The sequence below is a fragment of the Kutzneria sp. NPDC051319 genome (assembly GCF_040682195.1).
GTDB lineage: Bacteria > Actinomycetota > Actinomycetes > Mycobacteriales > Pseudonocardiaceae > Kutzneria.
Genome location: NZ_JBFBAM010000153.1, coordinates 1 through 4,440 on the forward strand (window position 1 = coordinate 1; position 4,440 = coordinate 4,440).

General features: G+C 70.6%; 6 protein-coding genes. 5 read left to right on the top strand and 1 reads right to left on the bottom strand.

Features of this window, described 5'->3' with window-relative positions:
- Nucleotides 1-245, bottom strand: a 245-nt coding sequence (locus AB0M73_RS49600) for a hypothetical protein (protein ID WP_363907187.1), incomplete at its 3' end; no start/stop codon positions are given.
- A 69-nt stretch (nucleotides 246-314) separates the two neighbouring features.
- On the opposite strand from AB0M73_RS49600, the gene AB0M73_RS49605 reads away from it, so the two are divergent.
- Genes AB0M73_RS49605 through AB0M73_RS49625 form a run of 5 tightly spaced genes read left to right on the top strand, consistent with a single transcriptional unit; the run spans nucleotide 315 to nucleotide 4,279 of the window.
- Nucleotides 315-557, top strand: a complete 243-nt coding sequence (locus tag AB0M73_RS49605; protein WP_363907189.1) for an acyl carrier protein — start codon at nucleotides 315-317, stop codon at nucleotides 555-557.
- A gap of 5 nt (nucleotides 558-562) precedes the next feature.
- On the top strand, nucleotides 563-1,072 hold the full coding sequence (locus tag AB0M73_RS49610) for a DUF1360 domain-containing protein (protein ID WP_363907191.1): 510 nt from the start codon (nucleotides 563-565) through the stop codon (nucleotides 1,070-1,072).
- On the top strand, nucleotides 1,062-1,478 hold the full coding sequence (locus AB0M73_RS49615) for an ester cyclase (protein ID WP_363907193.1): 417 nt from the start codon (nucleotides 1,062-1,064) through the stop codon (nucleotides 1,476-1,478). Before AB0M73_RS49610 ends, AB0M73_RS49615 begins: the two co-directional genes overlap by 11 nt.
- Nucleotides 1,475-2,554 (top strand): enolase C-terminal domain-like protein, encoded by a 1,080-nt coding sequence (locus AB0M73_RS49620; RefSeq protein ID WP_363907195.1) that lies wholly within the window; start codon nucleotides 1,475-1,477, stop codon nucleotides 2,552-2,554. The genes AB0M73_RS49615 and AB0M73_RS49620 overlap by 4 nt, the downstream gene beginning before the upstream one ends.
- Before the next feature lie 18 nt (nucleotides 2,555-2,572).
- The gene (locus AB0M73_RS49625) at nucleotides 2,573-4,279 is read left to right on the top strand and encodes a glycoside hydrolase family 15 protein (protein ID WP_363907197.1); all 1,707 of its coding nucleotides are present in this window, start codon (nucleotides 2,573-2,575) and stop codon (nucleotides 4,277-4,279) included.
- Nucleotides 4,280-4,440 lie beyond the last annotated feature (161 nt).

Genomic DNA, 4,440 nt, shown 5'->3' on the forward strand with positions numbered 1-4,440 from the left:
ACGAGGGTCTCGTCGTACTCGTGCAACGTGGTGACCAGCGGCGCCGGAAACCGAGCCTCGCCCATACCGTCCGGAAATCCGAACGGCGCGTGTTGCACGTGCACGAGATCCGCGCCCGCCGCCAGTTCCACGACGTCGACGCCGACCTCGCGCAGCGCCGGCACCAGGTGCCCGGTGTAGTCGGCCACGCCGTCGAGCCGCCGGTCGGTGCCGCCCTGGATCATCGCCATCCGTAGTTCACCCATGGCGCGACGATTACCCGCGCCGCGGCGGGGTAACGCACTACTGACGACAGAAGAAGAAGGGAGACGGACATGGCGACCGGAGAGACCGGTTTCGACGACGTGAGCTTCGACCTGATCTCCGTGCAGTACCACTCGCTCAAGGGCGGCCACGACTACGGCCAGTACGTGCGGGACGCCCGCAATGCCGGGGAGAACGAGATCGCCGAGTTCTTCGAGCAGGTGATGGCCGAGGACTCCGAGCGCGCACGGCGCTGCCACGAGTTCCTGGAGCACGTGAGGCAGACCAGCAAGGCCGGTCCGGCGGTCCGGTGACACGAATGTCGGCTCAAACCCTGATCCGCCGGATCAAGCAGCAGTACCAGGGCGACGAGGAACGACCGCTCGGTGGCTACCTGGCGGTGCTCGGCGTGTACGGCGGGGTGACCGGCGGCCTGGCCCTGTTGGCCAGGTCGCTGCGGATCCCGCCGCCCACGCCGGGCGTCACCGACACGGTGCTGCTGTCGTTCGCCACCTACAAGCTGAGCCGCCTGCTCACCAAGGACGCGGTGACCAGCCCGCTGCGGGCCCCGTTCACGCGGTACGAGGAGCCGGCCGGCGACGGTGAGCTGATGGAGTCCGTCCGGGGTCACGGCGCCCAGCACGCCGCCGGTGAGCTGGTCACGTGCCCGTTCTGCCTGGCAGTGTGGGTGGCGACCGGACTGACGGCGGGCCTGGTGTTCGCGCCGCGTCTGACCCGGCTGGTTTGCGTCACGTTGACCGCCCTCGCGGTCAACGACGGCCTGCAACTGGCCTACGACAACGCGAAGGACGCTGGCAATGACTCGTGAGCACAACGTGCGGACCGTCCGGCGGCTTCTGGAGCTGGTGAACAAGCAGGAGTTCGACCGGCTCGACGAGGTGTACGGCTACGACCTGGTCGACCACGATCCGGTGCCCGAGCACGGCGGCGGCTTCGACGGCGTACAGCGGTACTTCGCCGATCTGAGCGAGGCGTTCCCCGATCTGCACCTGGAGGAGGACGTCGTGATAGCCGAGGGTGACCACGTGGCGTTGGTGTACCGGCTCAGCGGCACGCAGCGTGGCCGGTTCCACGGTGTCGCGGCCACCGGGCGCCGGGTGGAGACGTGCGGCATGCAGATGTCGCGGCTGGCCGACGGCAAGGTCGTCGAGCGCTGGGGAGCCCTCGACGACCTGGCGATCCTGGGCCGCCTGAACGTTTCTGTCCCGTCATGAACGACGGGCACGAGGTCACGGGGGTCGCCGCCGCGGCGTATACGGTGCCGACCGGGGGCCCGGAGGCGGACGGCACGCTGTCGTGGGACGCGACCACGATCGTCGTGGTCACCGTGCGCACTCGGTCCGGGGTGACCGGCATCGGCCACGCCTACGGCCACGAGTGCCTCTCGGTGCTGATCGACAGCCTGCTCGCGCCCCGGGTCGTCGGCATCGACGTGCGGGACACCGGCGCGGCCTGGGAAGTCATGCGGGCGGCGATCCGCAACCTGGGCCGCCCCGGCCTGTGTTCGATGGCGATCGCCGCCGTCGACCTGGCCCTGTGGGACGCCAAGGCCCGCACCCTCGACGTGCCGCTGCACCGGCTGCTCGGCGGCAGCCGGAGCGAGGTGCCGGTCTACGGGTCCGGCGGCTTCACCACGTACTCCCGGGACAGTCTGGTCCCGCAGCTCGCCGGCTGGGTCGAGGAGGGCATCCCGCGGGTGAAAATGAAGATCGGGATCTCGCCGGAGGACGATGTCGAACGGGCCTGCGTGGTGCGCGAGGCCATTGGCGCCGATCCGGAGCTGTATGTGGACGCGAACGGCGCGTACGATCAGGTCACGGCGCTGCGGCTGGGTCGACGGCTGGTCGAGCAGGCGGACGTGACCTGGTTCGAGGAGCCGGTCAGTTCCGACGATCTGCCGGGCCTGGCCGATTTGTCGCGTGATCTGGCGCTTGACGTCACCGCGGGGGAGTACGGCTACCACCTGGAGTACTTCCAGGTCATGGCCCCGTGCGTGGATGTGTTGCAGGCGGACATCACGCGGTGTGTGGGCATCACGGAGTGGCTGCGGGTCGCGTCGGCGACGACGAAACCGTTCTCGGGGCACACCGCCCCCATGGCTCACGTCCACGCGGCCACGGTGCCGCCGCACCTGCGGCACCTGGAGTACTTCCACGACCACGTGCGCATCGAGCAGATGCTGTTCGACGGTGTGCTCGAACCGGTCGCGGGCTGCCTCGTTCCCGCCGAAACGCCCGGCAACGGGCTGGTGTTCAAGGAGGCCGACGCGGAGCGCTTCCGAGTGCGCTGAGTTGGGTATCCGTCCGGTGTGGACGGACTGGACTGCATACCGCACGTCCTGCGGGAGTACGCGCTGGTCGCCGACGGCGAACGTGGCGCGCTGATCGATCCGCAGGGTTGCGTGGCGTGGATGTGCGCGCCGAGATGGCACGACGACGCCGTGTTCGGCGCGCTGGTGGGTGGCGGCGGGCAGTATCAGGTCGTGCCGGCGGACCCGTGGCACGTCTGGGGTGGCTACTACGCGCCCGGCACCCTGATCTGGCACAGCCGGTGGAGCACCAGCGACACGGTCGTGGAATGCCGGGAGGCGCTGGCCCTGCCGGCCGATCCGCACCGAGCGGTGCTGCTACGCCGTGTTCTCGCCGGCGACGATCCCGTCGAGCTGCTGGTGCGCTGCAAACCCGCGGCCGACTTCGGCCGGGCCGACGTGCGTGAGGTCGAACGGCACGGCGACGTGCGGACCATGCGCAGCGGTCCACTGTGGATACGGTGGAGCGGCGCCGTCGACGGGCGCGTGCGGGTGGACGCCGGGCAGCACCACGACTTCGTGCTGGAGATCTCCGACCGGCCGTTCGACGGGCCGCCACCGGATCCGCGACTGTGCTGGCAGGAGACCGAGCAGGGCTGGCGTGAGCGGGTGCCGGACTGCGTGGACATGCTCGTTCCCCATGACAGCCGGCACGCCTACTCGGTCCTGAATGGACTGACGTCGGCCGACGGCGGCATGGCCGCCGCCACCACCTCACTGCCGGAGCGGGCAAAACTCGGCAGCGACTACGACTACCGGTACGCGTGGGTGCGTGACCAGTGCTACGTGGGCGAGGCCGTCGCCGCCCACCAGCCCCACCACCTGATGGACAACACCGTCCGCTTCGTCGCGGAACGGCTGATCGAGGACGGCCCCGACCTGCGCCCGGCCTACACCGTCACCGGTGACCAGATCCCCGACCAGCGCGAGCTCGACCTTCCCGGCTATCCGGGCGGGACCGACCGGGTCGGCAACCGCGTGCGGCACCAGTTCCAGCTCGACGTGTTCGGCGAGGCCCTGCTCCTGTTCGGCGCGGCCGCCGAGCACGACCACCTGACCGCGGAGGCCGAACGGGCCATCGGGATCGCGATCGACGCCATCGAGCAGCAGTGGCGCAAGACCGAAGACGGCGTGTGGGAGCTGGATGACCGGTCCTGGACCCACTCCAACCTGACCTGCGTGGCCGGTCTCCGGCGTACGGCCGGATTCATGATGACGAACCGCTGCACGACACTGGCCGACGGGATCCTGGCCGAGACCAGCCGGACTTCCCTGCATCCGCGTGGCCACTGGCAACGATCCCTTGACGACGACAGCGTGGACGCCGCGCTGTTGCTTCCTGCCCTCAGGGGCGCGCTGCCCGCCGACGACCCACGCAGCATCGCCACCGTGCGCGCCGTTCGGGAGGACCTCGGCCGGGACGGCTACGTCTACCGCTTCCGCCACGACGACCGTGACCTCGGCGCCGCCGAGGGCGCCTTTCTGGTGTGCGGCTTCTGGCTCGCCCTGGCCGAACACCAACACGGCGATGCCGTGACGGCCGCACGTCGGTTCGAACGCAACCGCGCCTCCTGCGGGCCGCCCGGCCTGTTCACCGAAGAGTACGACGTCCGCCAGCGGCAGTTGCGCGGCAACATCCCGCAGGCGTTCGTGCACGGAATGCTGCTGGAATGCTCGGCGCGCCTGGCCCGGGACTGGTCGGCCTGAGCAGACGACCGGCCCCGGCGGGAACCACCGGGGCCGGTTGTGCCCTCAGCGGGAGCGGCGTCGGTACAGCCACGCCAGCGCGGGAACCGCCGTCGCGGCGGCCACCGCTGCCGCGGCGGCGGGGGGGCGGCCCCCCCCCCGCCCCCCGCGGCGGCGCCCGG